This window comes from Granulosicoccus sp. 3-233, from assembly GCF_052681095.1.
The window spans coordinates 210,533-233,621 of the sequence record NZ_JBQYLE010000004.1 but is presented as its reverse complement, the minus strand read 5'-3'; the positions used below and the strand labels follow the sequence as shown (position 1 = coordinate 233,621).

Genomic DNA, 23,089 nt, shown 5'->3' with positions numbered 1-23,089 from the left:
GGAGTCTCGGGAGTCTCGGGAGTCTCGGGAGTCTCGGGAGTCTCGGGAGTCTCGGGAGTCTCGGGAGTCTCGGGAGTCTCGGGAGTCCTGGCGTTTCGGAGACTCTGTCCACTATCTGCGCCCGAGCGTCTCGCTAGAGCTCTCGCACGATCATGCTGCTGGCCGCACCTGCCATGGCCAGGGCCGCACTTCGGTGCAGATGCCGCTGTGCAGTGGCGCCGGCCAGGATACGCCGCACGGCCATGGCCCCCAGGATATAGACCGAGCCCACCGCCAGCAGCACGGCCACGGTCACCGGTACCAGTACCGCTGCCCAGTTGAATACCGTGATGCTGTTCAGGTCCAGTACCAGTGGCAGCAGTGCCAGATAGAAGGCGATGGTCTTGGGGTTGCCCAGTGTAATGGCAAGGCCCGACATCATGGCAGCCCGCAGGTCCTTGCCGCGAATGTCGGCGGTATTCATGTCATGCCGATCGGCATGCCAGAACTGCCAGGCCAGATACAGCAGATAGGCTATCGACAACCAGCGGATGACCAGAAACAGGGCGTTGAAGCTTTGCGCTATCAGTGCCAGTCCGAAGACTGCGAAAGACAGATACAGCAGATCGCCGATGGTGATGCCCGCCAGCATGGCGAATCCCGCCCGTGTTCCACTGCCGACACTGCGTGCCACCAGTGCAGTAATACCGGGGCCGGGGATGAAGGCTGCAATGCCCAGCGCCAGAGCGTAGGCGCTGATGTCGGTCAGGGCTATCATGGTCTCACGACGCGATTTCGTGGTGGCGGGGCAACGACTATATCAAGCCTGCTCCGCGAAGCAAGGCAATTCCCGCGGTGTAGCTGATCACGCCCAGGGCCGTGGTCACGGCGACGATTTCTGCGGCCAGTGCACCATGGCTGGTCATCTGCCGGGCCATGATATAGCTGGCCGTGGCTGTCGGTGACGCTGCCAGGAAAAACAGTATGCCCAGTTGCAGGTTGTCCAGATCAAAGGCGATACCCATGCCCACCAGCAACAGGGGGGAGATGATCAGTTTGAAGAATACGGCCAGCAGGATGGCACGGCTGTGCCCGAACAGGCTGCCGAACTCCAGCGTTGCCCCGATGCACAGCAGGGCCAGAGGCAGGGTCATGCTCGATAGATAGTCGCCGGTGCCGATGACAAGATCCGGGATCGGCAGGTTCACCGCAGAGGCCACGGCGCCTGCCGTGATGCCGATCAGTATCGGATTCTTCAGGATCTGACGCAGGACCCCGCTGGAGTTGAGCACCCATACGGCAATGATGTTGTAGGCGGTCGTGACCACTGCGATATACAGAGCGACCACAGGCAATACCTCTTCACCATAGGTGGCCACGGCCAGCGCGACACCGAGTATGGCGAGATTGCCGCGGTAGGAGCCCTGCACGAAGACACCCCGTTGATCCTGCGGCAGCAGCCGTCCGGCGATCAACAGGATGCCGATCAGGATCAGGGTGCCGATCAATCCGATCAGGGTCATGCGCAGATCCAGGGCCTGGTCGAAGGAGCGCCCCGAAATCGCCAGAAACAGCATGGCCGGCAAGGCGATATTGAACACGACGGCGTTGGCCTGTGAGACGAAATGGCCATCGACCATGCCCAGCTGGCGAATGGCCCAGCCAAGCAGTAGCAGCAACAGAATGGGGCCGGTGATGCCAAAGGCAAAGTGGAACTGTTCGATCATGGATCAGCTTCGGGATGCGTCGGCAGTCGTGCCGGCAGAGGGTGACTCGTCAAGTCTGCTTGCGTCTCTGTCCAGCCTGGCAGAAGCGGTCTGCTGCTCATGCTGAAAGCGCGCCTTGAGCCCGGCACTGAGCACCTGTGTGCCGAGAATCGACAACAGGCAATAGGCCAGGAAATACCAGAATCCGACGCCCAGACTGGCCTGGAAATCGACCAGAGCGCGGCTCTCCTGCATGCCGTTGGCGGCAAGAAAGGCAATGAAGATGGCGATCACGAAGACATCGGCCATCGACCACTTGCTGATGGCGTTGCTGAAGCTCAGCAGACCGCTGCGCACCGACACGCTTACCGGCAACAGCATGGCCAGCAGCAACAGGGCCTTGATCAGCGGTACGATGACGCTGAAGACGACGATCAGTATCGCCACTGGCAGATGACCCCCGGCATACAGTTCCTGCGCGGTTTCCAGAATGCTGCGGGTCTTGTCGAAGGCATCTACCGTGCCGCGCACGTCCAACCCTTCCACCACCATGTCCACCAGGTTGTTGACCAGTGACGGTGTATTGGGGCTGTCCTTGATCAGATCCTTGCCGACCTCGACCAGTCTGGTTTTCTCGACGGTGCCGGAAACGCTCAGCATGGGCTGAGTCAATCCGGGGAGCAGCAGGAAGTAGGCAGCAATCAGCAGCAGAATGCCGAAGGATATTTTCATGAAACGTGCCGTGTGAGGACCGGGTATCCTGTGTTCAGGATGTGGTTGCCGTCTGCGGGGTGATGGAATCATCCACCTTGCGCAGGAACCACATGCCCAGCAGGAAGAGCAGCAGTATAGACAACAAGCCGATACGAGAGTTGCCTGTGGTGGCGGCAACCACGCCCACCATGAGCGGTCCGAGTACGGCAGCGGCCTTGCCAAGCATGTTCAGGAAACCGAAGTATTCGCCGGCCCGTTCTGCCGGAATCAGCTGACCGAACAGCGAGCGACTGAGCGACTGCACGCCCCCCTGGACCAGACCCAGTGCCACCGCCAGCAGGTAGAACTCCAGCGCACTGCTCATGAAGGTGGCACAGAACGTGGCAATGACATAGGCCCACAAACCGATCCACAAGCCCCGCTTCGCGCCGTAGCGCTGGCCGATTCGGCCAAACAGCAGAGTGGCGGGAAAACCGATGAACTGCACCAGCAGCAGTGCCACGATCAGACTGTTGGCGGGCAGGCCGATGGCGATGCCGTAGTCCACCGCCATGCGAATGATGGTTGCGACGCCATCGATGTACAGCCAGTAGGCCCACAGGAACAGCCACAGATTGCGATGTCGACGCATGCTGCGCAGGGTGTCGAGCAGTTTGCGGATCTCGTCACGCAGTGTCACGCGGGTGGTGGAGATCGGCGTCTGCTCGCGTACCCCCAGCAACAATGGCAGGGAGAATACCAACCACCACAGAGCGACACTCAGAAAGGAGAAGCGCACGGCCGCTGCGGCATCGGGCAAGCCGAACCAGGCAGGTTTCAGGGTCATCGTGACATTGACCAGAAACAGCAGGCCTCCGCCCAGATAGCCCAGCGAGTAACCCAGTGCCGAGAGCCGGTGAAAGTCACTGCTGTCGGTCAGCCGGGGCAGCATTGCATCGTAGAAGACATTGGCACCCGAAAAGCCGATGATGGCAATCACGTAGATGCTGATGGCCCAGGGCCAGGCGCCTTCACCCACCAGGAAAAAGGCGGCCGTGGCGATAATGCCCAGTCCGGCAAACAGGGCCAGCAGTCGCTTGTGTCGGCCGGAGGAGTCGGCCATGGCGCCCAGCAGTGGCGCCATCAGCAGTATCAGAAAGCTGGCCCCGGAGTTGCCCAGGCCAAGCCAGAAGGTACTGATGGTGGGGTCTGTACCGGCACTCCAGTACTGTTTGAAGAACAGCGGGAAGAAGCCCGCCATGACCGTGGTGGCGAAGGCCGAATTCGCCCAGTCATAGAATGCCCAGGAGAGCTGTGAACGTTGATTATCCTGCGGCATGGCATCTGGCACGGGTGGGCACGATGCCTGATGGTAGCGCCGATCGTTGTTTCGTGGCGGGTGAAAGGTCTGTGAATGGGGTGTTACGTGTCAGCGGATGACGTTCCAGAGTCGTGACAGGACCGGGGCGGTTCGACTGCGTCCGGCGAAGTTCGTGTCGATGGTCTCCGGGCGGGCAGCAAACGGCATTTGTTGCGCGGCTTCCATGTTCAGCACGGCAGAGCGGATCATGTCTTCGGTGATCGGCTGCTGGGCTTCATGCAGGTCGAACAGGGTGGCATAGGTCAGAGGGCCATCCAGCTGGCCAGCGGCATCTTCATTTACGGGGTAGTCGACCGGGGTTTGCATGGCTGCGTACTCTTTACGAATGTCGATGGATAAGCCTGACAACAGTTTTACCCTATCGACATGACATAGTCGTTGCACACGACGCGAAGTCTGGGCCTGGTTGTACGAAAGCGCGGGACGCGTCGCATTGTGTCTGTGAGATAGCTATCACTCGCACGGCACGTGCCATTTCTCTGACTCGTTGCTACCTATCCGATCCGTACCGACTGTCGTGCGCTGCTCGACGGCTAGTCGTCACGCAGTTGCGCGGCGACGTTGGCACGCGACAGGCGCCACGCCGGATAGACGCCGGCCAGCAGCGCCGAGAGGCAGGCCAGCAGCAGTGTCTCCGGGATGGCGCCAGCCGGCAACAGACTCTGCATGCTCCAGCCGAAGGAGCGCACATTGATGACCTTTATCAGGATCTCGGACATGAACCAGCCCAGGGGCAGGGCCAGCGCTCCTGCAAACAGTCCCATGATGACGGTCTGCAGCAGGACCACACGCATGATCTGCAGTCGTGTGGCGCCACTGGCGCGGATGATGGCAAACTCCCGTGCTCGCTCCAGATGCAAGGCCAGTAACGCGCTGAAGATACCGATGAAGGCCACCCCCACGGTCAGCCAGCGCAGCACTCGGGTGACTTCGAAGGTCCGGTCGAAGACCGCCAGTGACTGGGCATGGATGGCGGTGTTGGAGCGGATGAGCAGAGGGTGTTCGCTGCTCGACAGTGTCGTGCGCAAGGTATCCAGCATCGGCTGATCGGCAGAGGGGTCGGTGAGAATGATGCCCAGAGTGCCGATCCGGCTGTCCTGCCAATGGCGCGAGTAGACCGAGCGTGCCATGAGCAGCTTGCCGTGGCTGGAACCGAAATCCCTGAACACGGCCGCGATGGCAAAGGGCTGCATGCCCTGTCGCTGGGTGAACAGCTGCAGCTGATCGCCGGCCGACAACCGGTGCCGGGTCGCCAGCGGTTCGCTGATCATGACAGTGTCTTGCTGCGCCCATTGTCGCCACGCAGAGTCAGTCCGTCGCTCGCTGTTGTCGATCAGCTCGAAACCGGCACCGCTGGCATCGTGCGGCTCGACCACCAGCATGTTGATGGTGCCGACATCGGTTGATACCGACAGCGTTCGACCGGTGCTGATCGTGGCAATGCCATCGATGGCACGTGCTCGGGCGACCATGTCGTCAGGCAGCATCGGCGCGCTGTCGCCGGAGACCGCCGTCGGTGCGCTGATGTAGATGTCGCTCTGCAAGGTACTGCCGAGCCACTGATCGACCGTCGAGCGAAAGCTGCCTATCATGATCTCAACCCCGAACGTTGCCGAAACGGCGATGCTGAGGGCGGCGATGGCCAGTCCCGTTCGGCTGATATTGCGCTCGATACCGCCGATGGCCAGCGACACGCTGACACCCAGCCTCGACCAGAGTCGTCGACAGATGCCTGCCAGCAGTCTGACCATCCAGGGCAGCGCCAGTCCATAACCCAGTATCAGCAGCATCAGTGCGAGAAAACCCAGTATCAGCGATTGCAGCGGTAGCACCGCCAGGACCAGACCTGCGCTCATCATGAGGCTGCCGATCACGGCGAACCGTGGCAGGATCCGCCCCGTACGCTGTTCGATCAGTGAACGCTGGCGAGCCTGAATCGGACTGGTGCCGGCGGCATCGAGAGCGCTCAGGCTGGCCGCCAGCACACTACTGCCAACGCCCAGCAGCAGACCGCCTGCGATCAGCCAGGGGCTGAAACTGATCTGCTGCACATGCAGCACGAAATACAGGTCGTTGATGGTTTGCGTGGTCAGGCCGATCAGTACATGAGCCAGGGCATAACCCAGCAGGATGCCAAGGACCGATCCGATCAGGCTGATGACCAGTGCTTCGGCAAGAATGCTCAGCAGCAGGGTCGTGGCCGTGATCCCGGTTATGCGCTTGATGGCGAAGATCTCGCGACGCTGTACCACGGCAAAGGTCATCGTGTTGTGGATCAGGAAGACACCCACAACCAGCGCCAGCAGACTCATGGCAGTCAGGTTGATGTGAAATCCACGGGTCATGGCCTGCATGGTCTGTTGCCGGCTGATGGCAGGAGTGAGCTCCAGTGTGGCTGGCAGGGCGTCGAGCAGGGCGGCGCGCTGTGTCTCGTCGAGGATCAGGTCAACGCGATCGATGCGATCGCCACGTTGCAGCAGGTTCTGTACGAAGCCGATGTCGCCGACCAGCAGGCCGGTTGCAGCAGCCGGGTTGGAAGTGTTGAAGGTACCGGCCAGCGTTGCATCGATCTGGCGACCGCCGACGTCCAGTGGCAGGCGCTGACCGGGTACCCAGCCGCGTTCTGCCGCGCCGACATCGCTGATCAGCAAGGCCTCGGGCTGCAGCAGCGCACGCACGGTGGATTCTGATGTCTCTGCCGGGCTTGTCGTGTCGGCCGTGGTGTCCACGGACGGAGACATCCGCTGGAATCCGGCCTCGCTGAATGGATCCAGACCCAGAATGGAAAAAACCTCGTCGCCCATGGCGACATGCGCCTGGATCACCGGGGCCATGGACAGGTTCGGCCAGTCCTTGCGCAGCTGCACATACACCGCCTGATCCATGCCCAGGGCACCGGTCAACTGGTGTGTAGTGCGACCGTACAGGGCTTCGCTGGACAGGGCGAAGGCCCGCTGCGAGCTGTCGTTGGTGATCAGTACCGCCGTCACGATGGCAACGCCCAGCATGATGCCGAGCAGGGACAGCAACAGCTGTGCCGGGTGGCGTCGATAAAAATGCCAGCTGGATCGTGCCAGCAACCGGGCAGGCATCACCAGGCGCTGCTGTGATTCAGTTCGTCCCGACGGATGGGACGAATCCCGGCCTGTTCGAGTACGACCACACGATCGGCAACGGCTGCCACTTCCAGGCTGTGGGTGACCAACAGCAGCGCCGAGCCTTCCTGTTCAACCAGATCGGTCAGCAATGCCAACACCTTCCGTCCGCTCTGAGCATCCAGATTGCCGGTTGGCTCGTCGGCCAGAATCAGGGCCGGCCGATGAATCAATGCCCGGGCAATGGCGACACGTTGCTGTTCACCACCGGAGAGTTGATCAGGGTAGTCATTGTCCCGGCCACCGAGTCCGATGACGTCCAGCAGCTGGTGCAGGCGATCCTGTCGTTCATGGGTGTCTGTTCCTGCCAGAGCCAGGGGCAGGCAGATGTTGTCGCCAACTGACAGGGTGGGGATGAGATTGAAGGCCTGATGGATGAAACCGATGTCGCGACCCCGTCTGCGGGTTCGCTGACTGTCGCCAAGATGGCTGATCGCTTCGCCATCGAGCCAGACCTCTCCGCTGCGAATCGGCTCCAGCCCGCTGATCAGGTTCAGCAGCGTCGATTTGCCCGACCCACTGCGACCGATCAACGCAACGCTCTGGCCGTGCCCGACTTCGAGCTCCAGCTCATGCAGGATGCGGGTTTCCCGGGTTCCGGTACGAACACTGTGTGACAGACCTCTGACGGCAATGGCAGGATGGCCCACTGCCGTCATGAAGCCTGGCTGGCGAATCGCTTCAGACTTTCCCACAGAGAGGCGGCTTCCGCCTTGCCGAGCATTTTCTCGAAATGCTTGGGATGAACATAGGCGAGATCATGCAGGGTTTGTGCGTGGAATCGTTCCCGCAGCGGGGCAAGACCGGTGTCTGGTACGCAGGTCTCCAGGGGAGCCTCCAGAAAGGCCGTCGACCAGCCGACACGGTTGTAGAAGGCCAGCACACCTTCGGTGCGGGCAATCGCGATACCCTGAAGTGGCGGAGACAATTGTTCGAAGAACGCGCCGGACATGACATCGACATCGAAGTCGGCATTGGCGGCAATCTCCGGCTTGATCCGGGAAATGCTGGCGAATATGTCGTGTTTGATGCGCTTTTCCAGCGCCTCCGGTGTCTCGGGGCTGACCAGTATGGCGGCCTGACGTATCGGGTCGGGTATCGAAGTGTTCATGTTTCACGGCCTGTCGCAGTTGTGAGTAGTATACGAACTCCGGACGCGGAACTATCATCGCGCCGCTGACATCGCCTCCGCACGGGCAGGAACCGACGTTTTTTCTACGCATGAGTGGCAACTCCGACAACGTGATCTTCTACACTCCGTTGCAGAGACGTCTGCACTGGCTGGTGTTGCTGCTGCTGATTGTCCAGTATTCCCTGCAGATTCCGATGGAAAGAGCCATGCAGGCCATCGAACGCGAGGAAGCGCTGGGTTTTCTGTCTTTTCTGGTCACGACACTGCATACCTGGGGCGGGATCGCCATTGGCGCCATCATGATCTGGCGCTGGCAGTTGCGCAGGCGTGTGGTGCCGCTGGCCGGTGGAACACTGTCAGGACGACAGGAAAGGTTCGTACGGTGGCATCATGTCGCCCTGTATGCCGTTCTGCTACTGATGGTAGTGACGGGCGTGGTGCATTATTACTTCGGTTTTCAGCCAGCTGGTCGATGGCATGAATGGGGAAAATGGCTGTTGGCGGGATTGATCGCGATTCATGTGGCAGGTGCTCTGTCGCATGGACGTCAGGGGCTCAAGGTTTTACATCGCATGATGGGGCGCGACGGCTTGCGCTGATACAATGCTGAATTTCGGTCGTATGAGATAATCGGCCGGCCGGCGAATACTTGTCAGAACAGGTGCAGATGCATCAACGGAGAAGAGTGTCATGAGTGGTGCCACAGATAGCGGCATGGTCAAAACAATGGGGGTGGTTGCCGGTGCGCTGGTCGTGCTGGGGATCATCATCACTTTCGCAGCCCGTATGCTGAGCGCCGGCTCCGAAGATGCTGATGATCCTGTCCTGCGCGAAGCCCTGATCAATCGAATCGGGCCTGTGGCGACCGTTCGCACCTCGGCTGATGACCTGCCGGCTGCCGGCGCTGCGGCGGTGGTGGTGGCGTCCGCCCCTCGTTCGACCGAAGAACTGGTGAACGGTGTCTGTGCCGCCTGTCATGCCACCGGGCTGGCCGGCGCACCGATGGTCGGTGACGCAGCTGCCTGGGCCCCTCGTGTCGAGGCCGGTCTCGACACCATGGTCTCGCACGCGATCAATGGCATCGGTACCATGCCTGCTCGTGGCGGCAGCAGTTACAGCGATGAGGAGATGAGGCGCGCCGTCCAGTTCATGGCGGGTCTCGAGGTGGACGAGATCGAATCCGCCGGTGACGCACCGGCTGCCGATGAAGCGGTCGAAGCGCCCGCCGAAGAAGCCGCTGGCGATGCTCCGGCTGCCGAAGCCGGTGAAGAGGCAGAAGAGGAAGCACCTGCGGAAGAGGCGCCCGAGGAGAGCGAAGACGCTGCGTCTCAGGACGAAGCCAGCGCCGAAGAAGCTGCGGTCGAGGAAGAGTCGAGTGTTGCCACCGGGGAAGCGGTTGTCGGTCAGGCGCCTGAAGGCCTGACAGACAACGTCAAGACCACTGTCGATACTCTGTGTTCAACCTGCCATCTGGCCGGTGTAGGCGGCGCTCCGAAGACGGGTGACCATGCTGCCTGGCAGGAACGGGCGGACAAGGGCATGGATGTTCTGACGGCCTCGGTCATCAATGGCATGGGCGTCATGCCTCCACGCGGTGCCACTACCTTGACCGACGAGGAAATCCCTGCTGCCATCCAGTACCTGATGAGCAAGTAGTTACCAACCCCGACGGAGGATGTCCGGACACCGGGTGTCCAGCGTCCTCCGGTTGCATTGCCCATCGACGCTGGTCAGCTCGCTCTATCGACATCCGGCCAGCCGTCACCAGGCCGCCGGCCCGATTTCGGGGCTGGCCGCCTTGCTTCAATCCCGTCGCAGGGACTGGTCCATCGAAATGGGCGTCGGATAACGCCGTACGATCCAGAACGAACTGGCGACGAAGCTCAGAATCGTGGCGCTCTGCATCAGCAGTGAGGCCTTTTCCGACATGACGGCCAGGTTGCTGGCCACCACGACGATCAGCAGCGAGAATTCACTGATCTGCCCCAGTCGCGCGCCGGTTTCCGCGGCCATGCGGGATTTTTCCTGCTCGCGTTGCAGCAATGCACGGAACACCACCGGTTTCAGTGCAACCGAAATGGCAGCCAGCACCAGTGCCGGCAACAGCACGTCGGGCAGGGCACCGATATTGAAGCCGGCTCCCAGCGCAAAGAAGAACAGCACCAGAAAGAAATCCCGCAATGGCTTCAGGCTTTCGGCGATGAATCGTGCCACCGGACTGGTGGCCAGCGTGACGCCCGCCACAAAGGCGCCAACCTCATGCGACAGGCCGATGAGTGTTGCCAGTTCGGCAATCCCCATGCACCAGCCAATGGCCAGCAGAAACAGATATTCGTGAATCTGGTCAAAGCGCATGAACAGGCGGGTGAGTACCCGCGAGGCAATCCACCAGGACATCAGTGCCAGCGCGGGCAGACCCAGCACCAGAATCAGGGTTTCCGACAGCAGGCTTTCCTGGTTGCCCAGGCCCTCCAGCGCCAGCAGAACGACGATGGCCAGCATGTCCTGCAGCAGCAGGATACTGACTATCAGCTCACCCATGCGCTGATGGTGCAGCGCACTGGTCGGTAACAGTTTCAAGGCGATGATGGTGCTCGAGAACATCATGCCGGCGGCGATCAGCAGGCTGTCCAGCAGATTGAAGCCGAACGCCATGCCGATCAGAAAGCCCATGAGGGCAAAGGCGAAGGAACTGACGGCGGTGACCACGATGGCCTCGCGAAACAGTTTTCTCAGATCACCCGGTTCCAGGTTCAGTCCCAGCAGGAACAGCAGGAAGAGTATGCCGACATTGGCGATGTCGGCTATCAATGCCGGGTTGGACACGACATCCAGCGCCCAGGGGCCGAGCAGGGCCCCCAGCATGATGTAGGCAATCAGCAGGGCCTGACGCGCGAACAGGGCCAGTGTCGCAATGACCGCAGCACCACTGAAGACCAGGAACAGGGAGAAGATGATGGAGGTGTCGTGCAAGGTCCGTGTTCCTGATAATGTGAGGATGAGCTCACGTTAACACTGCAGTGGCATCCCGATGTAGCGCTGAATCGGCAGGTGGTGCAATTTATTTGCTGCCATGACGTTTATATTTGTATCGCTGCGGGTTATTCTTGTGGGTTGAATTGCCTCTGCCTGCTCGCCACACTCCAGTCATGTCACAGATAATCGAATTCATTGGTAACCACACACTGCTGTTTGTTGCATTCGTTGCGACACTGGGCATGCTGGTATATACCGAATACATGCGGATCTCCTCCGCCAACACGGCGCTCTCGCCGTTCGAGGCCACCCAGAAGATGAATGCCGGTGAGGCCATCATCATCGATGTCCGGGACGATGCGGAGTACAAATCAGGCCATCTGCTCAATGCCCGCAACTTCCCCGTCGGCAAATTCGATGAGCGAATGCACGAGCTCGAGAAATTCAAGGACAAGGAAGTGCTGGTGTACTGCGATAGCGGCATGCGGGCCACCCGGGCCCTGGCCAAGCTCAAGAAAAACGGCTTCACCAGTCTGTTTTCCCTGAATGGTGGCCTGGCCGCCTGGGAAAAAGCCAACCTGCCCACTGTAACGCGTTGATCATGAGTGATTCGGAAACTGTAGACAGCAAATCAGGCCCATCCATCGTCATGTACGAGTCGGACTGGTGCGGATTCTGTCGGGCCGCCCGCAGGCTGCTCGATGCCAAGGGCTGGAGCTACGAGAGCCGCAATGTCGATGGCAATGCAGAGTTGCGTGCCGAGATGCAGAAGCTCAGTGGCAGAACCTCGGTGCCGCAGATCTTCTTCGGCGATCGGCACATTGGCGGATTCGACGACATGGCCGCACTGGAAAGTGACGGCGAACTTGACGACGCTTACGCGTCCATTCGATAAATTTCAGGTAGACAGGCACAGTAATGGCAGACGAGAACCAGAAAGACAGCGAAGCGGCAGCAGCCAGCGAGGCTCCTCAGCAGCTTTTCAAGATTCAGCGGGTATATCTGAAGGATGTCTCCTACGAATCTCCGCAGACACCTGCGGTATTCGTCGGCAACACTTCCTGGCAACCGAATGTGTCATTGCACCTGAATACCGAGAGCACCAAGCTCGAAAACGACATGTACGAGTGCGTGCTGACGGTCACCGCGACCGTCAAGCTGGGTGAAGACGTCGCCTATCTGTGCGAAATCAAGCAGGCCGGACTGTTTCTGGTCCGTGGGTTCGACCAGCAGCGACTGGGGCCCATGCTGGGCAGTTTCTGCCCCAACCTGCTGTTTCCCTTCGCTCGTGAAGAGATTGCATCGCTGGTGCAGAAGGGTGGTTTTCCGCAACTGCTGCTCGACCCCGTCAATTTCGATGCGCTCTACGCACAGCATGTTCAGGCAGCGGCTGCCAAGCAGAACGCCCCTGCACCTGAAACGGAGCAGTAGACCCATTGCCGGCCTGCGCTGCACCGGGTGGCAAGACGCCGCCCGGTTCAGAGCAGAGCCGGGAAGTCCAGCTGCCGTAGAACCTCATAGGTGATGATGGCAACCGCGTTGGACAGATTCAGGCTGCGACTGTCGGCCTGCATCGGAATTCTCACCCTGGCCGTGACCTCCGGCCCCTCCAGCACCGCCTCCGGTAGCCCGCGACTCTCCGGGCCGAACAACAGCACATCACCCGGCTGATAATCCGGCTGATGATAGGCAACCGAGCCTCTGGTGCTGACCGCAAACACCCGCAACGACTCCCTGCCTTTGCCCAGGACAGCCAGACAATCGCTCAGCGTGGCGTGAACCTGCACGCGGGCAGTCTCGTGGTAATCCAGTCCTGCCCGTCGCAAGGCCTTCTCCTCGAGTGAGAATCCCAGAGGTTCCACCAGATGCAATCCGGCGCCGGTATTGGCACACAGGCGGATCAGATTGCCGGTATTGGGCGGAATCTCGGGCTCGTAGAGCACGATATGCAGTGGTTGTGAATGGACTGTCATGCAGGGCTTCGCGTTGGAAAAAGGCATTATCGGTGGCGATAATGTGTCTTCATGTTACTTACGGATCGCTGATGGGCGATAACTGATGACACAGGTAAACAATTGCTTGCCCGCTATCGGCTTCCGCACTATGGTTGAGTCTGGCAAAGCCGGTAACTGGCACCTTCATTGCTGGGTATTTTACCAACGGGTGGGTGGCTATCGCTGAATGACAAGTGTCTGCAATGAACCATTATGATCTGAGTGTCGAAACCGGGAGACGGCATTACTACTCGTCTTCCCAGGGACCGTTCTACAACGCGAACAACATCTTCATGTTCTATGGCGGTGGTGAGCGTGGTCAGACGGTGGAAAACGTCATCCGCGCCCTGCGTCGGGGCGAGGGCATCCAGCACGTGCACGGTGAACGTGGCAGCGGCAAGACCATGCTGTCTCTGGTCATCAGCGATCGCCTCAAGCACCGCTTCAACACCATCCGTTACGACATCCCGGAAATCTCGGCCTCACTGTTGCTGCGCCATCTGCTGATCGAACTGCTACCGCAGAAGGCAGACCTCATATCGGCTCAACAGGCTCAGGAGGGTGCCGAGCAGGGCGCCATCGATACCGCACTGGATGGCATCCTGCAGCAACTGGAACAACCACAGCCAGCCACCTTCAAGCCGTTTGTCCTGATCATCGATTCGCAGGCAGAGGCCGATCCGGAAACCGTCCGCATTCTGGAGGCTCTGTGCCGTGTGCGGGTCAATGATCGAGCGGTGCTGCATTGCGTGATGTTTCATCGCGTCAGTGAACAGGCAGCACGATCGGTCAATGCACATGCGGCTTCCGCTCAGCAGGACAATCATCACTGGTTGCGTCGACTGACGCTGGCCGAGATCAATGAATACCTGAAGCATCACATGATGCTGTTCGATTTCAATCGACGCGATCTGTTTACTCGGGAGATGGCCTATTTCATTGCCGATCGTTCGGAGGGCGTGTTTCGCTCCATCAATACCCTGGCCAGAAACGCCTTTACCATCGCCAATCTGGAAGACGCCGACAAGCTATCCATGTCACATTTGCTGATGGCCGGGTTGCCGCCGCGTCCGGAACCCTCGACCAGAGCCGGTTTTCTGTCACGACATCGTGGTCAGCTGGTTGCACTGCTGGGGACCTGCGTTGTAGGATGGGCCACGTTGGCGGTCATTCTGCTCAAGTAGCAATCGAGCCAAACACCGTAGTCATGAAGGTTCAAACCGGGCACAGGTAGTCAGCCCGGACCCGAGTTGCCAGGAAGGCGACGCTGCCAGATGCCATCAGGTATCCGGCAAGACAAATGGAGTTGTCTGTGTATCGTGCACATCTCATCGTGATTGCAGCCGCACTGGTGTTGTCCGGCTGCGAAGCATCACTGGCGCGCCTTCCCGGCGAGCGCTTTGAATCACACACCCCTTTTCTGTTGCCGGACGACCCACTGTCACTGGGCCAGTTTGTGCAGCCGCCCCTGTCGACGACGGATGAGCCGGCAGACGCTGCCGATACAAGCCCGGTTGCGGCGAGTACGGCGGCACGCGATCTGTTCGATGTCAATGCGGTCAATGCCCCACTGGGGGCTCTGCTGCATGCGCTGGCCACCGAAGCAGGGATCGAGCTGCAGTTGCAGGGCAAGCTGGATGAACGCGTCACCCTGAGGCTGGAGCAACGCAGTCTGCCGGTATTGATCGATGCTCTCGCGCAGCAGACTGAATTTGCCTGGACCCTGCAGGACAAGCGTCTGCAGGTGCATAACGGCAGGGCCTATGCCTTTACCTATCCGGTGGATTACCTGAACATGGACCGGCGTACCGAGAGCAGCGTCGGGCTGGCGACGCAGGTGGGAACCATCAATGCCTCGGACTCCAGCGCCCATTCCATCGCCAACAGCTCGCAGACCCGCCTGGAGAACAGCAGTGAACATCGATTCTGGGATTCACTGCACAGTGATATCGAACGACTGGTCTCGCAGCAGACGGGCGATGCGGCTCCGGCTCGATACACGATCAATCGAGAAGCCGGCTTGCTCAATCTGCACGCCGTCCCGCCCGTGCATCGCATCATTCAGCGCTATCTCGAACAATTGCACGACAGTGCCGGACGACAGGTACTGATCGAGGCCACGGTGGTAGAGGTCACTCTGTCGGACAGTTTCGACGCGGGGGTGGACTGGCAGCTGCTGGCAAACAGCGTCAATGGCGTCAGCGCCGTCCAGGCCCTGACTGGTGCACCGCTGGTGAATGCCGAGTCTCTGGGCAGAGTGGTACCACCGGCCGGCATGATCAGTCTGGTCCAGCAGGGCAGGCACGCTGATGTCGGTGCAACCCTGTCACTGCTGGAGCAGTTCGGCGATGTCAGGATTCTGTCCAGACCGCGCATCATTGCCCTGAACAACCAGTCCTCGGTATTGAAGGTGGTGGATAACCGGGTGTACTTCACGGTCAACATCGAAAGACGGCAAAGCGAGACACGCGACGAAATCGTCACTGAAACGGAGATTCACACGGTGCCGGTAGGGCTGGTGATGAATGTCACGCCGCAGATCAGCAGCAACGGGGCGGTGATGCTCAATGTACGCCCCACCCTGTCGCGCATTCTAGGATTCGTCAATGACCCCAATCCGGAGCTGGCAGAGGCCAATGTCCGCAATGGCGTGCCGGAAATACAGGTCCGAGAGATGGAATCCATGCTGAAGGTGCAAAGCGGCAATATGGCGATCATCGGCGGTCTGATGCAGGAGACCAGTGAGAACAGCAACTCTGGCCTGCCTGCCCTGGGGCGCGTGCCGCTGGTCAGGCAGTTGTTTTCGCAGCGCTCGCGCAACCGACGTCAGACAGAGTTGCTCATTGTCCTGCGCCCCACCGTCATAGCAACCGACTCTCGAGTGCTGGCAAGGCGATGAAGCCGGATAGCCAGATATTCGTGCAGTCGCTGCAACAGCTGATACCCAGCCCGGAGGCCACGGCCTGTCTGACCGAGGCCGCTGCGAGGAGATTGCAACTGGTGCCCTTGGCCAGAAACCGGGTCGAGCAACGGGATTCTCTGCTGGTTGCCTGTGCCGATCCGTCGGATCAGGCCGTACTGGAAAGGCTCGAACGCCAGGTACCTGTGGGCATCAATCCTGTCCTGATAGCGGCGGACGCTGCGGAGATTCCCGGTGCCATCGACAAATGCTATTCCAGCACTGCAACTCTGGACGAGCTGTTGGAGCTCTGCAGACAGCCGGCAACAGCAATGCAACTGTTGCAGAATCAGCCCGATGCCATTGTCAGGCTGCTGGAATATCTGCTCCTGGCCGCACGGCGACAACGTGCGTCCGACATGCACCTGTCTCCGGAAGGGCGACACTTGCACGTCAGGTTTCGCGTCGATGGCGTGCTGCGACATTTCTCGACACTGAGCAAATCGGTGCACAACGGCCTGCTGGTCAGAATCAAGATCCTGTCATCCGTGGATATTGCCGAAACGCGTCGACCACAGGATGGGCAGTTCAGTCAGTTCATGGATGGTAGCGTCATCGACTTTCGGGTGTCGTGTTTTCCGACGGTCAATGGACAGAATACCGTCATTCGACTGCTGGATTCACACTGCAGGTATGACTCTCTGCAGCGCCTGAATCTGCCTCAGGACCTGTATCAGGCACTGGCAGGGCTTGCGCACCGACCGGAAGGCCTGCTGGTGATCTGCGGTCCAACCGGTTCCGGCAAGAGCAATACGCTACATGCCCTGATCAACGAACGTGACGCCGAATCCCTGAACATCATGACTCTGGAAGATCCGGTGGAGATCGCCATGGCAGGTATCCGGCAGTCGAGCATCGATGCCGAACACGCCATGGACTTCGCGCAAGGGGTACGTGGCCTGCTCAGACAGGATCCGGATGTGCTGCTTATCGGGGAAGTGCGCGATATCCCCAGTTGTGCCATGGCCTTGCGAGCGGTGATGTCCGGTCATCAGCTGTTGACGACGGTGCATGCCAGCTCGGCAATGGCAGGTCTTGCCCGGTTGAAGGAGCTGGGGGCGCTGGCCGGGCAATTGGCCGAGAACCTGATGGCGATCGCATCTCAACGCTTGGTACGCAGGTTCTGTCAGGAATGTGAAGGTCGCCGGGACCGATGCCAGGCCTGTCAGGGGAGCGGGTATCAGGGACGGCAGTTGATCATGGAGTTACTGCTGATCACTCCACCTCTGGCAGCCCTGATCGCGAAGGATGAGCCTGCACAGGTATTGCTCGAATGCGCCAGAACACAGGGGTTCAGAACCCTCAGAGAGCAGGGTGAAGGATTGGTCAGACAGGGATTGACCAGTCGCAAGGAGATCGAACGCGTACTGGGCCGAGAGGATCGGCCGGGTTCTCGGAGCACAGGACAAGGAGAGTTGAGTAATGCAATCGAACATTCATGAGCATGTCGGTTTAGTTGGAGAATGGTCCGCCAGGCTGAGACTGCCCGTTTCGCCGGAGGCAGTGGCGCTGTCGCTGTTTCACCTGTCTCATCTGCTGCGCGCCGGGGTTGGCCTGAACGAGGCACTGCACGAGGTCCAGCTGCTGGAGCAAGGCCGGCGCATGCGATCGCTGTGGGGCGGCATTGCGGAGGGGGTGCGTTGCGGCGACTCGCTGTCACAGGTCATGGCTGTCTGGCCGGGTGCCTTCGATGAATCGATCATTGCGCTGATCAAGGCCGGCGAGGCGAACGGGGAACTGGAACAGGCCTGTGCGTCCTGTTGCGAAGTGCTGGAGTGGAGGGTGTCTACGCGCAGCAGACTGTTCACCGCCTTGCTTTATCCAGCCTTCGCCCTGCTGGTGCTGACGGCGGTTCTGATCTTTCTGTTCGTGTCGGTAGTGCCGTCACTGGAGGCGTTTTTGAGCGCCTCTCAAGGTACGCTGGCCTGGCATTCGCGTGCGCTTCTGCACGTGTCCGACTGGTTGACAAAGGCCTGGCTACCCACGTCGGCGGGCCTGGTCCTGCTGGTCTTGCTCATCGTTGCTCTGCGGCAATCACTGTCGGCATTCAGATTGCTCAGTGATCGCTGTGTGCTGCGGTTGCCTGTCATCGGGACTCTGCTCGTCCAGTTGTCCCTGAGCCGCTATGCCAGCATCTGTGGCCGCCTCTACCGTAGTGGGGTAGAGCTGAGTCACGCGCTGCAACTCAGTGAAGGGGTCTTGCGCAATAGCGCACTGAAGCAGTCGTTTTCCCGCATTCGTACCGCGCTGATCGCAGGTTCGACCTTGTCGGAATCGATGGATGGCAGCCCGCATCTGCCCGCCTCATTCCGTCGGATCCTGGCAGCCGGTGAGTCCGCCGGGGCGTTGGATCAGGCCTTGTCACAGGCAGGAGATCAGCACTATCGGCTTGCAAGGCTGCAGCTTGATCGCCTCGAGCGTCTGGTGGGTCCTCTGACCCTGACAGTGGTGGGAGGCAATCTGTTGTGGGTCATCATCTCGGTCATGGGCCCTGTCTACGAATCAGCCATTGAAGCGGTGCTACTGTCATGAGCCGCTGGAAGCTGATGGGTGGCACCGGGACCGATCGACGGATCGTGCTGGTACTGCACGGAGACCAGGCGTTCTGGTTCCGCGAAGGAGGTCCGAACGGAATCGAGAGCTTTACCGAAACCATCGAGAATGGCGGGCCTGAACTGCATTCCTGCTGCCCCTGGATCAGGCCTGCGTCCGGTAGTGCCATGCCTTGTGTTCATCTGGTGCTGGATAGTCACCTGGACGAAGTGGACCGAGTCAGAGTGCCGGGTCTGTCCGGTGGCTGGCTCCGTCACCTGCAATGCTGGCGCATGCGGCGACAGCTACGTGCCGACTACCCGACAGCCGGTATGCACACGCTGGCTGCCAATGCCGCCCCGGATGCCTTGAGTATCGTGCACAACCTGATTCCCGAGCACTGGCAGAGTTGGCTTGCCCTGTTGCAGAAAGAGCACGTTACCGTGTCGCATGTCGTTACCAGCCTCGAACTGCTTTGCCGGTTGTCCGGCGGGCACAGTGACCTCAAGGGCGGGCCGGTGTTGTTCGCAAGTCGTGTCGGTGAGTACACACGACATCTGCTGCTTGATGATGGCGTGCCGGTCTTCATGCGTCTGGTGCCCACCGAGGGGACTGCGCAGACTCTCGCGGGGAATGCCGCCATCGACGAAACTCTGGAACACGTTCGCAGGCAGATCATCAGATCCGCTGAAATTCCTGTGATCGCATTCATGGAGACCGCCGATGACAAGCCTGTGGCGGCGGCCTGCATGGCTCTGGCAACTCTGTGCCTGACCGGAGAGGCGCACTGGCGACGAGTCTCCCCTGAGGCAGACGCGCTGGCCGATACATCGACAGACACTCGTCCCGGCGACTCGACCAACGTCAGCGACCGTAAAGGCAGCATTGTGGCGTGGCTCAGACGTCTTGCCGGACGAGGTCGCCGAAGGCACGGGCAGCGATGGCGATTGACGGCCGCGCATCGATTTGCCGACGATCTGTTGCAGGTATCCGTGACCCGAAATGCAATGCAGGCACGTATCCGACAACTGCAGAAAGCGACCTTGATCTGTGTCTGGGTGGCAGCGGCGACGGTCGTTGTTGCCTCGGTGCATGGGGTTGCCAGTGCGCGGGACAGAGCGCGTCTTGGTCGGCAGCAGCAACAGGTGACGGGTCAGATCGAACATCTGTCGTCGCAAGCAAGTGCATTGCATCGCCATCCGGCTTTCGTGGTCAGTGCCATGGAGAGAATCGCCGCTTACCAGAGCATGGGGACGGTGAACGCCGCAGAGGTGCTGGCAACAGTCGCAGAGGCGCTTGAGCAGTTCCCGGCGCTGCTGCTCGATGACATCGCCTGGTCGGTCGTTCACGATGAGGCGGGAGACACCGTGCTTGCCACGATGAGTCAGGCACCTTCCCGCGACCGGCTGTGGCAGGAGGGGACATCGCAGGCAGGGGTGCAGGTCGAACTGGGTGGTCTGGTCGTCAGTGAGCAAGGGTTGAGAGAACAGCAGCGAACCCTGCAGGGCTTCGCCGATTACCTGCAAGCCATGCCGGGCGTGTCCGCGGTGACACTGATCGAATCGCCCCTGAGTGTGGCCCGTTCCAGCAAGCATCTGTCCGGCGGCGAATCCGCTTATCGACTGTCGCTGCTGATGGGAGTTTCCTGATGACAATGCGATCGGGAAAACTGCTACTCGCTCTGTGCCTTGGCCTGATCTCCCTGCTTGCCATTGCCTGGTTCGATCGAATGACGGCTCATCGGACAGAGACACTTCGTCTGGCGCGCTCCGAACTACAGACGCTGCAGCTGCAGATGAATCTGTTGCAGACGCCAGACATGGGGCTGACGCTGGCCCATCTTGAAGAGGATCTGGATGCGCTCAGAATTCGGCTGGTGGAATTACTGACACAGCACCCCAGGCCTGAGGGCGTGCTTGCCGTCGAGTTTGAACAGAGCATCCTGCCACGCGCGCTGCAGGACGCGGGTGCGGAGACGGTCAGGGTATTGCGGCTGGAGCTGGAGATGGTGGTGCAGCACGCCGTCGCCTTTCTGGAGATGTTGGCACGAGTCGATGAAGCAGTGCCTGTCTGGCCACACGAAGTACAGGCCTGCATGATTCATCGGAAGACACCGGAAGGGCTGCAGCTTGCCTGCGTGCTCGATTTCTATCATTGGCAGGCCAGTGAGCGGCAGGCATCGATGCCGATCAGTAGCGAGCTTGAGGCCATGGTGGAGAGAGCGCCATGACGATCCGGTGGGCGTACCCGGGGCGGGAAGCCGTGCTTGCGACATTACTGTGCTCTTTGTTCACACCTCTGTGCACCATGGCTGATGCCAGTGAGGCGCTGCCTCGCCTGACGGAAGCGGGGCCCGGTGAAGCGTCGGTGCGCTCTGCCCTGGATGGTCGCCGCTTGTTCTTCACCGCCGAGCAACGACTTGCTGCAAGAGGGGCACCTGAGCTGAACCCGCAGACTTCTGCGAACGCTGCGAACGATGCGAACGATGCGAACGATGCGAACGATGCGAACGATGCGAACGATGCCAGCACTGCCAGCACTACCGAGTCGGCTACGCAGGGCATGAGGCAAGGGGACACCGCTCTGCCGATGCAGGCCGCCGAGTCCAGGCGCTTCGCAGATCATTCGTCAGCGCCGGATGACACTGTCGGCCTGGTCTTCGATGCACTGGTGTCCGGCCCCAGAGGTACTCGACTCCTGGTCAATGGTCTTCCCTGTGAGCCTCTGTCATCTTCGTCAGGCAGCGCGGAAGAGACCGGGATTCGATTGGATTGTCCATTCCTGAGCGGGTCCCGACCATCGCTGAGCCTGGTGCTGCTGGCGGATCGCTTGAGGGTCTTGGAGAACCGATCTCTACTGGGGGTGATCGATCCGGGTCAGGGTTTGTGAGTGGTCGGAGCAGGCCGACCGGTGATGCGGTGAAGTTGCCTCGCCGGGACCGGGCAGCCGGGAACCCCGGTTCTGTGACCTGGCGGGGCAGACAGTCCGGCTTCGCTATGCTGTTGATGTTCCTTGTATTGGCTTCAGGCGGTCTTGCTCTGCTCGGCTCTGTCCTGCCAGTGCAAAGGGGTGGGCAGACTGCGGAATCCGTGATGGGCAGTCAGTCCTTGCAGTCAGCGCGTCAGTCTCTGTTGGTCTATTCCACACTGTACCCCTATCTGTATGGACCACGAGGCGCAGGTCCCGCGCATCTGCCTTGCCCTGATAACGGTGGAACGGAGGGGCCGGATCCGCCGTGTGGGAATTCGACGGTCGCATCGGGAGCGCTGCCTCGGCATGTCAGCTTGCCAGGTCAGCGCTACCCCTTCACTGCGGATGTCTCGGCCGACTATCGCTATCGCGTTGCATCGGAGCTGATCAACAATCCGGTGAACAGAACAGTCAACGATGAAATACTGGAAGAACTCACCCTGTCCAACCCTTATCCGGTCTGGGTGGATTCGGGAGCTGCGCATGAGCGGTCGGTGCGGGTTCCGTTATCCAGTCGAGCCATGATCCCGGGACTGAGGGCTGTGGTGAGGGCATGGCTTGTGGCGCGCCTGAAACGCAAGCATGACGCCGAGTGCCTCGAACCGTCGGCGCTTGCACCGTCGTCATCGCAGGCCACGTCGCACTGGCTTGTCATGATTGCCGATGAGCCGTTGCATCCCCTTGATGAACAGGCTGACTGTACCGGTGCCATCGCTACCGAGTCCCTGTTGCAGAATCTGCAGATAGAAGGTGTGCCGGCGCTGTCACACTGGTTCATTCGCAATCGCTGGCATGAACGAGTGGCGTTCTCTGGTCAGGACTTCTCGCTGTCCGATCCGCAGGTGATCTTCAGATGATGGGCATGCCCGCCAGGATGCGCGGTGTCACGCTGGTGGAGATGGCCATCGTGCTGCTGATTCTGGGGGTATTGGCTAGAGCGGTAGTGGCTCCCTTGTCTGCCGTGCAGGCTCATCGGCAACACCGTGATGCCGTGTCGCAGCTGGAGACCATTCGCAATGCGATGTGGGCGCATGTCGTCAGCCGTGGCGTGTTGCCTTGCCCGATCATCATGGATGGGATGATGACAACAGGCAGTCGTACAGCCTGCAATCACTACGCGGGGGGTGTCCCGGCGGCTGCATTGGGTCTGCCGGGGCCTGTTGATGGAGAAGGCGCATTGCTGGATCCATGGAACAGGCCCTATCGGCTTGCAATCAGCAGACCGGGCGTTGATCGGCAGGACTCCGGAGAGCCGTTTGACTGGACCGTCGAAGGTGAGGCATCACGCGTCGGTATACGCCAACTGACCGCGGATATCGTGGTCTGCAAGCAGTCCGTCTCCGGTCACTGTCCGAGCAAGAGTGTCAGAGCCGATGCCTTGAGCTTTGTCGTCTTCTCGCTGGGGGCCGATGATTCTTCCGCTGGCGAACAGGCCGAGAATCTGGATGCCGATCAGGTGTTCGTTGTGGAGGAGCACTCGGTCCGCGCCGAGGCTCCATTTGATGACCTGCTGCTGTGGGGCACGGCTGCCGAGACGATCTACTGGATGCTGCGGGCGGGCTGGCTGCCCTGACCCGGTACATGTTCCTCGACCGTTATACATCGGGTGGGT

General features: G+C 60.3%; 24 protein-coding genes. 14 read left to right on the top strand and 10 right to left on the bottom strand.

What is annotated here, in order from left to right:
• Nucleotides 1-133: 133 nt before the first annotated feature.
• From ACUNV4_RS12980 to ACUNV4_RS12945, 8 genes are all read right to left on the bottom strand, one after another.
• A complete protein-coding gene (locus tag ACUNV4_RS12980; RefSeq protein WP_430878985.1) occupies nt 134-757 on the bottom strand; it encodes a LysE family translocator in 624 nt (207 codons plus the stop codon).
• A 37-nt stretch (nt 758-794) separates the two neighbouring features.
• Nucleotides 795-1,706 carry an AEC family transporter gene (locus tag ACUNV4_RS12975; protein WP_430878984.1) on the bottom strand — a complete coding sequence of 304 codons (912 nt, stop codon included), beginning with the start codon at nt 1,704-1,706 and terminating at the stop codon, nt 795-797.
• Nucleotides 1,707-1,709: 3 nt separating this feature from the next.
• Nucleotides 1,710-2,417, bottom strand: a complete 708-nt coding sequence (locus ACUNV4_RS12970; protein WP_430878983.1) for a paraquat-inducible protein A — start codon at nt 2,415-2,417, stop codon at nt 1,710-1,712.
• Between the two features lie 34 nt (nt 2,418-2,451).
• Nucleotides 2,452-3,717, bottom strand: coding sequence for an MFS transporter (locus ACUNV4_RS12965; protein WP_430878982.1), 1,266 nt, complete (start codon nt 3,715-3,717; stop codon nt 2,452-2,454).
• A gap of 90 nt (nt 3,718-3,807) precedes the next feature.
• Nucleotides 3,808-4,065, bottom strand: a complete 258-nt coding sequence (locus tag ACUNV4_RS12960) for a hypothetical protein (RefSeq protein WP_430878981.1) — start codon at nt 4,063-4,065, stop codon at nt 3,808-3,810.
• 227 nt (nt 4,066-4,292) lie between these two features.
• Nucleotides 4,293-6,851 (bottom strand): FtsX-like permease family protein, encoded by a 2,559-nt coding sequence (locus tag ACUNV4_RS12955; protein ID WP_430878980.1) that lies wholly within the window; start codon nt 6,849-6,851, stop codon nt 4,293-4,295.
• The gene (locus tag ACUNV4_RS12950) at nt 6,851-7,609 is read right to left on the bottom strand and encodes an ABC transporter ATP-binding protein (protein ID WP_430878979.1); all 759 of its coding nucleotides are present in this window, start codon (nt 7,607-7,609) and stop codon (nt 6,851-6,853) included. Before ACUNV4_RS12950 ends, ACUNV4_RS12955 begins: the two co-directional genes overlap by 1 nt.
• Nucleotides 7,570-8,025, bottom strand: coding sequence for a hypothetical protein (locus ACUNV4_RS12945; RefSeq protein ID WP_430878978.1), 456 nt, complete (start codon nt 8,023-8,025; stop codon nt 7,570-7,572). Before ACUNV4_RS12945 ends, ACUNV4_RS12950 begins: the two co-directional genes overlap by 40 nt.
• Nucleotides 8,026-8,135: 110 nt before the next feature.
• On the opposite strand from ACUNV4_RS12945, the gene ACUNV4_RS12940 reads away from it, so the two are divergent.
• Both ACUNV4_RS12940 and ACUNV4_RS12935 read left to right on the top strand, forming a co-directional pair.
• Complete coding sequence (locus tag ACUNV4_RS12940) at nt 8,136-8,645, top strand: cytochrome b (protein ID WP_430878977.1); 510 nt, start codon at nt 8,136-8,138, stop codon at nt 8,643-8,645.
• Nucleotides 8,646-8,736: 91 nt separating this feature from the next.
• Nucleotides 8,737-9,702, top strand: coding sequence for a c-type cytochrome (locus ACUNV4_RS12935; protein ID WP_430878976.1), 966 nt, complete (start codon nt 8,737-8,739; stop codon nt 9,700-9,702).
• Between the two features lie 147 nt (nt 9,703-9,849).
• Here the strand turns inward: ACUNV4_RS12935 and ACUNV4_RS12930 are convergent, their stop codons facing one another.
• Nucleotides 9,850-11,019, bottom strand: a complete 1,170-nt coding sequence (locus ACUNV4_RS12930) for a cation:proton antiporter domain-containing protein (RefSeq protein ID WP_430878975.1) — start codon at nt 11,017-11,019, stop codon at nt 9,850-9,852.
• A gap of 176 nt (nt 11,020-11,195) precedes the next feature.
• On the opposite strand from ACUNV4_RS12930, the gene ACUNV4_RS12925 reads away from it, so the two are divergent.
• The 3 genes from ACUNV4_RS12925 to secB are packed head-to-tail and all read left to right on the top strand — an operon-like array spanning nt 11,196 to nt 12,453.
• Nucleotides 11,196-11,621, top strand: a complete 426-nt coding sequence (locus ACUNV4_RS12925; protein WP_430878974.1) for a rhodanese-like domain-containing protein — start codon at nt 11,196-11,198, stop codon at nt 11,619-11,621.
• A 2-nt stretch (nt 11,622-11,623) separates the two neighbouring features.
• On the top strand, nt 11,624-11,917 hold the full coding sequence (locus tag ACUNV4_RS12920; RefSeq protein ID WP_430878973.1) for a glutaredoxin domain-containing protein: 294 nt from the start codon (nt 11,624-11,626) through the stop codon (nt 11,915-11,917).
• Between the two features lie 23 nt (nt 11,918-11,940).
• Nucleotides 11,941-12,453, top strand: a complete 513-nt coding sequence (gene secB / locus ACUNV4_RS12915; RefSeq protein ID WP_430878972.1) for a protein-export chaperone SecB — start codon at nt 11,941-11,943, stop codon at nt 12,451-12,453.
• A gap of 47 nt (nt 12,454-12,500) precedes the next feature.
• Here the strand turns inward: secB and ACUNV4_RS12910 are convergent, their stop codons facing one another.
• A complete protein-coding gene (locus tag ACUNV4_RS12910; protein ID WP_430878971.1) occupies nt 12,501-12,995 on the bottom strand; it encodes a tRNA (cytidine(34)-2'-O)-methyltransferase in 495 nt (164 codons plus the stop codon).
• Nucleotides 12,996-13,219: 224 nt separating this feature from the next.
• Between ACUNV4_RS12910 and ACUNV4_RS12905 the strand changes: the two genes are divergently transcribed.
• The 9 genes from ACUNV4_RS12905 to ACUNV4_RS12865 all read left to right on the top strand — a co-directional run bounded on the left by ACUNV4_RS12905 (nt 13,220) and on the right by ACUNV4_RS12865 (nt 23,050).
• Nucleotides 13,220-14,200: an AAA family ATPase gene (locus tag ACUNV4_RS12905; protein WP_430878970.1), complete on the top strand. Its 981-nt coding sequence runs from the start codon at nt 13,220-13,222 to the stop codon at nt 14,198-14,200.
• A gap of 128 nt (nt 14,201-14,328) precedes the next feature.
• Complete coding sequence (gene mshL / locus ACUNV4_RS12900; RefSeq protein ID WP_430878969.1) at nt 14,329-15,915, top strand: pilus (MSHA type) biogenesis protein MshL; 1,587 nt, start codon at nt 14,329-14,331, stop codon at nt 15,913-15,915.
• Entirely contained in the window at nt 15,912-17,417 is a 1,506-nt protein-coding gene (locus ACUNV4_RS12895) for a GspE/PulE family protein (protein WP_430878968.1), read from the top strand. Before mshL ends, ACUNV4_RS12895 begins: the two co-directional genes overlap by 4 nt.
• Nucleotides 17,398-18,507 (top strand): type II secretion system F family protein, encoded by a 1,110-nt coding sequence (locus tag ACUNV4_RS12890; RefSeq protein ID WP_430878967.1) that lies wholly within the window; start codon nt 17,398-17,400, stop codon nt 18,505-18,507. The genes ACUNV4_RS12895 and ACUNV4_RS12890 overlap by 20 nt, the downstream gene beginning before the upstream one ends.
• Entirely contained in the window at nt 18,504-20,156 is a 1,653-nt protein-coding gene (locus ACUNV4_RS12885; RefSeq protein WP_430878966.1) for a hypothetical protein, read from the top strand. Before ACUNV4_RS12890 ends, ACUNV4_RS12885 begins: the two co-directional genes overlap by 4 nt.
• Complete coding sequence (locus ACUNV4_RS12880; RefSeq protein WP_430878965.1) at nt 20,156-20,737, top strand: hypothetical protein; 582 nt, start codon at nt 20,156-20,158, stop codon at nt 20,735-20,737. The genes ACUNV4_RS12885 and ACUNV4_RS12880 overlap by 1 nt, the downstream gene beginning before the upstream one ends.
• Nucleotides 20,734-21,396: a hypothetical protein gene (locus ACUNV4_RS12875; RefSeq protein WP_430878964.1), complete on the top strand. Its 663-nt coding sequence runs from the start codon at nt 20,734-20,736 to the stop codon at nt 21,394-21,396. Before ACUNV4_RS12880 ends, ACUNV4_RS12875 begins: the two co-directional genes overlap by 4 nt.
• A 203-nt stretch (nt 21,397-21,599) precedes the next feature.
• Nucleotides 21,600-22,334 carry a hypothetical protein gene (locus ACUNV4_RS12870; RefSeq protein ID WP_430878963.1) on the top strand — a complete coding sequence of 245 codons (735 nt, stop codon included), beginning with the start codon at nt 21,600-21,602 and terminating at the stop codon, nt 22,332-22,334.
• Entirely contained in the window at nt 22,331-23,050 is a 720-nt protein-coding gene (locus ACUNV4_RS12865; protein ID WP_430878962.1) for a type II secretion system protein, read from the top strand. Before ACUNV4_RS12870 ends, ACUNV4_RS12865 begins: the two co-directional genes overlap by 4 nt.
• Nucleotides 23,051-23,089 lie beyond the last annotated feature (39 nt).

Excerpts from the sequence above, each read along its gene's own strand:
- ACUNV4_RS12980 (WP_430878985.1), bottom strand. The coding sequence starts at position 757 with ATGATAGCCCTGACCGACATCAGCGCCTACGCTCTGGCGCTGGGCATT.
- ACUNV4_RS12975 (WP_430878984.1), bottom strand. The coding sequence starts at position 1,706 with ATGATCGAACAGTTCCACTTTGCCTTTGGCATCACCGGCCCCATTCTG.
- ACUNV4_RS12970 (WP_430878983.1), bottom strand. The coding sequence starts at position 2,417 with ATGAAAATATCCTTCGGCATTCTGCTGCTGATTGCTGCCTACTTCCTG.
- ACUNV4_RS12965 (WP_430878982.1), bottom strand. The coding sequence starts at position 3,717 with ATGCCGCAGGATAATCAACGTTCACAGCTCTCCTGGGCATTCTATGAC.
- ACUNV4_RS12960 (WP_430878981.1), bottom strand. The coding sequence starts at position 4,065 with ATGCAAACCCCGGTCGACTACCCCGTAAATGAAGATGCCGCTGGCCAG.
- ACUNV4_RS12955 (WP_430878980.1), bottom strand. The coding sequence starts at position 6,851 with ATGCCTGCCCGGTTGCTGGCACGATCCAGCTGGCATTTTTATCGACGC.
- ACUNV4_RS12945 (WP_430878978.1), bottom strand. The coding sequence starts at position 8,025 with ATGAACACTTCGATACCCGACCCGATACGTCAGGCCGCCATACTGGTC.
- ACUNV4_RS12940 (WP_430878977.1), top strand. The coding sequence starts at position 8,136 with ATGAGTGGCAACTCCGACAACGTGATCTTCTACACTCCGTTGCAGAGA.
- ACUNV4_RS12935 (WP_430878976.1), top strand. The coding sequence starts at position 8,737 with ATGAGTGGTGCCACAGATAGCGGCATGGTCAAAACAATGGGGGTGGTT.
- ACUNV4_RS12925 (WP_430878974.1), top strand. The coding sequence starts at position 11,196 with ATGTCACAGATAATCGAATTCATTGGTAACCACACACTGCTGTTTGTT.
- ACUNV4_RS12920 (WP_430878973.1), top strand. The coding sequence starts at position 11,624 with ATGAGTGATTCGGAAACTGTAGACAGCAAATCAGGCCCATCCATCGTC.
- secB (WP_430878972.1), top strand. The coding sequence starts at position 11,941 with ATGGCAGACGAGAACCAGAAAGACAGCGAAGCGGCAGCAGCCAGCGAG.
- ACUNV4_RS12910 (WP_430878971.1), bottom strand. The coding sequence starts at position 12,995 with ATGACAGTCCATTCACAACCACTGCATATCGTGCTCTACGAGCCCGAG.
- ACUNV4_RS12905 (WP_430878970.1), top strand. The coding sequence starts at position 13,220 with ATGAACCATTATGATCTGAGTGTCGAAACCGGGAGACGGCATTACTAC.
- ACUNV4_RS12895 (WP_430878968.1), top strand. The coding sequence starts at position 15,912 with ATGAAGCCGGATAGCCAGATATTCGTGCAGTCGCTGCAACAGCTGATA.
- ACUNV4_RS12890 (WP_430878967.1), top strand. The coding sequence starts at position 17,398 with ATGCAATCGAACATTCATGAGCATGTCGGTTTAGTTGGAGAATGGTCC.
- ACUNV4_RS12885 (WP_430878966.1), top strand. The coding sequence starts at position 18,504 with ATGAGCCGCTGGAAGCTGATGGGTGGCACCGGGACCGATCGACGGATC.
- ACUNV4_RS12880 (WP_430878965.1), top strand. The coding sequence starts at position 20,156 with ATGACAATGCGATCGGGAAAACTGCTACTCGCTCTGTGCCTTGGCCTG.
- ACUNV4_RS12875 (WP_430878964.1), top strand. The coding sequence starts at position 20,734 with ATGACGATCCGGTGGGCGTACCCGGGGCGGGAAGCCGTGCTTGCGACA.
- ACUNV4_RS12870 (WP_430878963.1), top strand. The coding sequence starts at position 21,600 with ATGGGCAGTCAGTCCTTGCAGTCAGCGCGTCAGTCTCTGTTGGTCTAT.
- ACUNV4_RS12865 (WP_430878962.1), top strand. The coding sequence starts at position 22,331 with ATGATGGGCATGCCCGCCAGGATGCGCGGTGTCACGCTGGTGGAGATG.